Below are 6544 nucleotides of genomic sequence, written 5' to 3'. Positions count from 1 at the left end.
CCGTGCGCCCCTGGGGCGCTTACCTCAAGCCCGGTGCCGTACTGGCCGGGCCCGAACCCAACGCACATAGAGTTATTTATGGAAAAGTCGAAGTTTCGCAAAATCGCTATCGTGCTTGTCCTGGTCGTGGTGACCGGCCTGGTTTTCTACAGCGCGCAGTCGCCGGGCAAGCCGCCGGAGTACCTGACCGCCACGGTCGAGCGCACGGACATCGAGAACGCGGTCCTGGCCACCGGAACGCTGCAGGGCGTCAAGCAGGTGGACGTCGGCGCCCAGGTGTCGGGCCAGTTGAAGTCGCTCAAGGTCAAGTTGGGCGACAAGGTCAAGAAAGGCCAGTGGCTGGCGGAAATCGACCCGTTGATCGCCCAGAACGCGCTGCGCCAGGCCCAGGTCAACGAAGAAAACCTGATGGCGCGGCGGCAGGCCACCGCGGCCCAGCTCAAGGATGCCAAGGCCACCTACGAGCGTTATAAGGTGCTGCAGCCGGACGATGCGATTTCCAAGCAGGAATACGAGACCGCCGAGTCCAACTACCGGGTGGAGGCGGCCAATCTGCTGTCCCTCGATGCCCAGATAAAAGACGCCAGGATCCAGGTGGAGACGGCGCGGGTCAACCTGGCCTACACCCACATCGTGGCCCCCATCGACGGTTACGTCGTGGGCATCGTGACCCAGGAAGGCCAGACCGTGATCGCCGAGCAACTGGCACCCGTGCTGCTCAAGCTGGCCGACCTGGACACCATGACCGTCAAGGCCCAGGTCTCCGAAGCCGACGTCATCCATATCAAGCCGGGCCAGGAGGTGTATTTCACCATCCTGGGGGAAGCGGAAAAACGTTACTACGCCACCCTGCGAGGCACCGAGCCGGCCCCGCAGAACTTCCTCGAGACCCAGACCGCCGGCACGCCCAAGCAGAACACCGCAGTGTTCTACAACAGCCTGTTCGACGTGCCGAACCCCGACCATCGCCTGCGCATCTCCATGACGGCCCAGGTCCGTATCGTGCTGGACAAGGCCAAGGCCGTGCTGACGGTACCGGTCGCCGCCCTGGGTGCGAAGAACCAGGACGGCAGCTACGTGGTCCGGGTGCTGGATGCCGAGGGCAAGGCCCAGCCGCGTAACGTCCAGACGGGCATCAACAATAACGTCCGGGCGGAAATCAAGGACGGGCTGGCCGAAGGCGACAAGGTGGTCATCGGTGAGCCTGCCCCGGCCGTGGCGGGGGCCTGACCATGACGCAACCACTGTTGGAACTCAAAGGGATCACCCGCAGCTTCCAGGCCGGGGAAAAGGCTTTCATCGCGCTCAAGGATATCAACCTGACGATCAACGCCGGGGAAATCGTGGCGATCACGGGGGCGTCCGGCTCCGGCAAGTCCACCCTGATGAATGTGCTCGGCTGCCTCGATCATCCGAGTTCCGGCAGCTACAAGGTGGATGGGCGCGAAACCGGTTCGATGAACGACCATGAACTGGCGGTGCTGCGACGCGACCACTTCGGCTTCATTTTCCAGCGCTATCACTTGCTGCCGCACCTGAGCGCGTTGCACAACGTCGAAATGCCGGCCATCTATGCCGGCGCCGCGGAGTCGCAACGGCATAGCCGGGCAGGGGAACTGCTGGGGCGCCTGGGCTTGCAAGGGCACCTGGCCAACCGGCCCAGCCAGCTATCGGGTGGTCAGCAGCAGCGGGTGAGTATCGCCCGGGCCCTGATGAATGGCGGCGAGATCATCCTGGCCGACGAGCCCACCGGGGCACTGGATACCGCCAGTGGCAAGGAGGTGATGAAGATCCTGCTGGAGCTCAACGCTGCGGGGCACACGGTCATCATCGTCACCCACGACGACAAGGTGGCCGCCCATGCCCAGCGCATCATCGAGATACGCGATGGCGAAATCGTCAGCGACCGGCCCAATCCGCAACGCACGCTGGAAGACCAGCCCCCCCAGGAAGCGCGCCCGGCCAGGGTCAAGCCGTCGAATCGCCTGCTGGCCAGCTTCGGCTTGTTCAGCGAGGCGTTCAACATGGCCTGGGTGGCGTTGATCTCCCATCGGATGCGCACGCTGTTGACCATGCTGGGGATCATCATCGGCATCACGTCGGTGGTCTCGATCGTCGCCATCGGCGAAGGGGTCAAGCAGTACGTGCTCAAGGACATCGAGGCCATTGGCAGCAATACCATCGAAATCATGCCGGGTTCGGACTGGGGAGACAGCCGCTCGACCGCCATCGAGACCCTGGTGCTGTCCGACGTCACGGCTTTGAGCGATCAGTATTACATCGACAGCGCCACCCCCAACCTGGGGCGCAACCTGTTGCTGCGATATCAGAACATCGACGTCAATGCCACCGTCAACGGCGTGAGTTCCAGTTACTTCCAGGTGCGCGGCATCAAGATCGGCTCGGGGGTGAAGTTCAGTGAAGACGATGCGCGCCGGCAGTCGCAGGTAGTGGTGATCGACCATAACACCCGCCAGAGGTTGTTCGGCCCCCACGTCGATCCCCTGGGCAAGGTGATCCTGATCGACAATCTGCCATGCACCGTCATCGGCGTGACCGAAGATCGCAAGAGCGTGTTCAACACCAACAAGAACCTGAACGTCTGGATGCCCTATGAAACGGCGGCCGGACGATTGCTAGGACAGCGTTTCCTGGACAGCATCACGGTAAGGATCAAGGACGGACAACCGAGCAAGCTGGTGGAGGACAATGTCGTCAAGCTCCTGGAACAACGCCATGGCATCAAGGACTTCTTCACCTACAACCTCGACAGTGTGCTGCAGACCGTGCAGAAGACCAGCCAGTCGCTGGCGCTGCTGCTCTCGCTGATCGCGGTCATTTCCCTGGTGGTGGGTGGTATCGGGGTGATGAACATCATGCTGGTTTCGGTGACCGAGCGTACCCGCGAGATCGGTATCCGCATGGCGGTAGGGGCACGGCAGTCCGATATCCGCCAGCAGTTCCTGGTGGAGGCGGTGATGGTGTGCCTCCTGGGAGGCACGATCGGTATCGCCCTGTCGTTCGGCATCGGCTACGTCTTCTCGATCTTCGTCAAGGAGTGGCAGATGGTGTTCTCCATGGGATCGATCATCACCGCAGTGGTGTGCTCGACCTTCATCGGCATCGTGTTCGGCTTCGTACCCGCCCGCAATGCCGCACGCCTGGATCCCATCAACGCCCTGGCGCGGGACTGAGACTCTGTGGCGCGTGCGGTGTGTGCGGTCATTGCGAGCAACGATCCTCCTGAGGACGTCAGGGGGATGACAGCCTTGGGCGTTTCCCGGGGCCACTATGCGGGCTTGTCGACGAAGGCTTCGGATCAGTCCAGGTGAAGCACCGCTGACGCCAGAGGACCTCCGGAACCGAGCCGCCAGGCCCGGTTCCGGTGGGGGTCATACCGCTTCGCGTGCCAGGTGCGGACGGGTTTCGTGGGTCTTTGCGAGGGCCTGTTCGAAGCGATCCAGCACCATGCCGACCTCGGCTTCGGTGATGGTCAGGGGGGGCAGGAACCTGAGCACCGCGCCATGGCGTCCTCCGGTTTCCATCATCAGCCCATTGTCGAAACAGTTGAGCTTGATGGCGTGGGCGAGGGCACCGTCAGCCTGTCCGGCACGCTGGTTGGCCGCTGGCCGGGTGATCTCCACGCCGATCATCAGACCACGACCGCGGATGTCGCCCATGCAGGCGAACCGCCGGGCGATGTCCCGCAGGCCGCTCTGCAACAACTCACCCATCCGCGCGGCATTGGCCACCAGATTGTCCCGCCGGATCTGCTGCATGGTGGCGACACCGGCGACCATGGCCACCTGATTGCCACGGAACGTACCGGCGTGCATGCCGGGGCCCCAGGTATCCAGATGCTCGGCATACACGACGACCGCCAGGGGGTAGCCCCCTCCGATGGCCTTCGACAGCACCAGGATGTCGGGCACGATGCCCGCATGCTCGATGGCGAAGGTGGTGCCGGTCCGGCCCAGGCCGGTCTGGACTTCATCGACGATCAGCAGGATGTCCTGCTCCAGGGTGATTTCCCGCAATGCCCGCAGCCATTGGGCGGAGGCGGGGATGCAGCCGCCTTCCCCCTGCACGACTTCGACGATGACCGCCGCCGGCTTGGCGACGCCGCCTTCGGGATCCGACAGGACGGTGCGGATATAGTCGATGGACAACTGATCGGTGTGCTCGCCGGCGGTGCCGAACGGGCAGCGGAACCGATAGGGGAACGGCAGGAAATGGGTGCCCTGTGCGATGAGACCGTCGCCACTCTTGGGCGACAGCTTGCCCATTGCCGATAACGCCCCGGCGGTCATCCCGTGATAGCCGCCGTGGAACGCCATCAATGGCGAGCGACGGGTGTAATGGCGGGCCAGCTTGATGGCGGCCTCGACGGCATCCGAGCCGCTGGGGCCGCAGAACAGGATCTTGCTGGCCTCGCGCATTTTTGCCGGCAGCATCGAAAACAGTTCCTGCACGAAGGCGTGCTTGGCCGGGGTCGCCAGGTCGAGGGCCTGCTGCAGATGATCGCTGCCGAGAAACGCCATCACGGCATCTCGGACTTCGGGCGGGTTATGCCCCAGGGCCAGGGTGCCGGCGTTCGACAGGCAGTCCAGGTACTCCTGGCCGCTGGCGTCCCTGATGCGCATCCCCTTGCCGCTGACAAAGAGCCGTTGGAAAGTCTGCGCATAGGTCCTTGCGTTCGACTCGACGTTTTCCAGATAACTGAGTGCTTCCATATTCGATCATCCATTGGCCATGGAACGGGAACCGGGCAGGGGGAATACGAGCCAGCCAAGGGGCCTGATCCGTGGGATCCGTGCTTGCCTGACCCACTGTCGGGCCAGCCCGATATGGCTGGCCCGACGGCAGATGCCGCCCTTGTCTGGCAGGTCCCGGGCATTTCAACAGGCCTGTGCGCTTACCGCGAATTTTCTTGCCGGCACCTGTCCCCGTTTCCCACGCCAGACACAGAATCCAGGCCGGGGTTAAATGCCTCGCACATGAATTTCAACCACCCACCCTCAACAATCTGCCGTCTCCCGAGCCGCGCCGGTGCCGGATGCCTGGCTGCTCGCTCCCATTGTCAGGTCCCGTAGAGAGCCCTATGCATGCCTTCAAGCCTCCAGGAAAAAGACTGCTGGTGACCTTGTGCGCGATGGCCCTGAACGGCTGCGTACTGGGGCCTGATTACCGAGTGCCGGACGTTCCGGTCGCCGACCGATGGCAGGCACCGCTTCCCCATGGCGCCTCCGTGGCGGCCCTGGCTGACTGGTGGCAGCAATTCGACGATCCGGCCCTGGCCGAGCTGTTGCGCCTGGCCGAAGCCGACAGTCCGTCCATGGACCAGGCGTGGGCCAACATCGCCCTGGCCCGGGCCACGGCGGACAGCGATGCGGCCGATGCCTTGCCCAGGGTCGATGGCCGTCTTTCCGGCGGTCGTGGCGCACAGCGGACCGGTCCCACACGCCTGGGCGGCTCGGGCTCCTCCGCCGAGCTGGACGCCGCCTGGGAGCTCGATCTGTTCGGCAAACTGCGGCGCAACAACGAAGCGGCGCAGTCGCGTGTCGAGGCGCGGGTCGATGACTGGCACGACGCACGGGTGTCCCTCGCGGCCCAGGTAGGCGATTACTACGTGCAGTACCGCGGCTGCCAGAAGCTGGTGCTGGCCTACCGGGACCAGGCCCAGTCGCAACAGGACACGGCGCGCATCACTCGCCAGTCGTTCGAGGCCGGCTTCACTTCCTCCGCCGACGCGGCGCTGGCCGACGCCAGCGCCGCCAGCAGCGCGGCCACTCTGGTCCGGCAGCAGAGCGAGTGCCAGGTGTTGCTCAAGAGCCTGGTGGCCTTGACCGGCGGAGATGAAGAACGGCTCGACGACGTGCTCGGCAAGACCCCGGCGCAACTGCCCCAGCCGGCCGAACTCAACGTTCGGCAGATTCCCGCCGATCTGCTGCGCCAGCGTCCGGACCTGGCTTCCAGCGAACGGGAACTGGCGGCCGCGAATGCCGAGATCGGCGTGGCCCAGGCCGACCGGCTGCCGAGCCTGAGCCTGTCCGGTACGTTTTCGGTCGGCGATACCGTGGGCCAGCACAACCGATCCTGGTCGCTGGGGCCGGTGCTGTCTGTGCCCCTGTTCGACGGCGGCAAGCGCCGCGCGGCGGTGGAAGGGGCGCGGGCCTCTTATGACGCAGCCCTGGCGGTCTATCGCCAGACATTGCGCACCAGCGTCATGGAAGTCGAACAGGCCCTGGTGCGCCTGGATGCGGCGCGGCGACGGGAGTCGGATGTCGAGCGTTCCACTGCCGGTTTCCGCGAGTCGTTCCAAGCCATCGACCGTAATTGGCAGGCAGGCAGCGTGAGCCTGCTGGACCGTGAAACCGCGCGCCGCCAGGCACTGACGGCGGAAATCGAATTGATCACCTTGCAGCAGGACCAGGTCCGCTACTGGATCGCCCTGTACAAGGCCCTGGGAGGCGGATGGCAAGTCGGTCAACCGCTTGCGCGACACCCGGCAACGAACGGAGGGGGAGCGTGAGGACGAAATCGG

Annotated in this window: 4 protein-coding genes; 3 read left to right on the top strand and 1 reads right to left on the bottom strand. The window is 64.5% G+C overall.

Going from position 1 to position 6544, the window contains the following annotated elements:
* Positions 1 to 78: 78 nt before the first annotated feature.
* The gene (gene macA, locus AC1M7R_RS26680) at positions 79 to 1230 is read left to right on the top strand and encodes a macrolide transporter subunit MacA (protein ID WP_072398821.1); all 1152 of its coding nucleotides are present in this window, start codon (positions 79 to 81) and stop codon (positions 1228 to 1230) included.
* Between the two features lie 2 nt (positions 1231 to 1232).
* The gene (locus AC1M7R_RS26675; RefSeq protein WP_072398820.1) at positions 1233 to 3194 is read left to right on the top strand and encodes a MacB family efflux pump subunit; all 1962 of its coding nucleotides are present in this window, start codon (positions 1233 to 1235) and stop codon (positions 3192 to 3194) included.
* Between the two features lie 198 nt (positions 3195 to 3392).
* On the opposite strand, the gene AC1M7R_RS26670 is transcribed toward AC1M7R_RS26675, so the two are convergent.
* Entirely contained in the window at positions 3393 to 4733 is a 1341-nt protein-coding gene (locus AC1M7R_RS26670; protein WP_072432100.1) for a diaminobutyrate--2-oxoglutarate transaminase family protein, read from the bottom strand.
* A gap of 368 nt (positions 4734 to 5101) precedes the next feature.
* Here AC1M7R_RS26670 and AC1M7R_RS26665 point away from each other — a divergent pair, with 368 nt between their 5' ends.
* On the top strand, positions 5102 to 6532 hold the full coding sequence (locus tag AC1M7R_RS26665) for an efflux transporter outer membrane subunit (protein ID WP_072398818.1): 1431 nt from the start codon (positions 5102 to 5104) through the stop codon (positions 6530 to 6532).
* The last annotated feature ends 12 nt before the right edge of the window (positions 6533 to 6544 follow it).

It is taken from the genome of Pseudomonas sp. MS01C9 (assembly GCF_058202755.1).
Note: the sequence above shows the minus strand (reverse complement) of the source record. Positions and strands in the feature narration are given on the sequence as shown.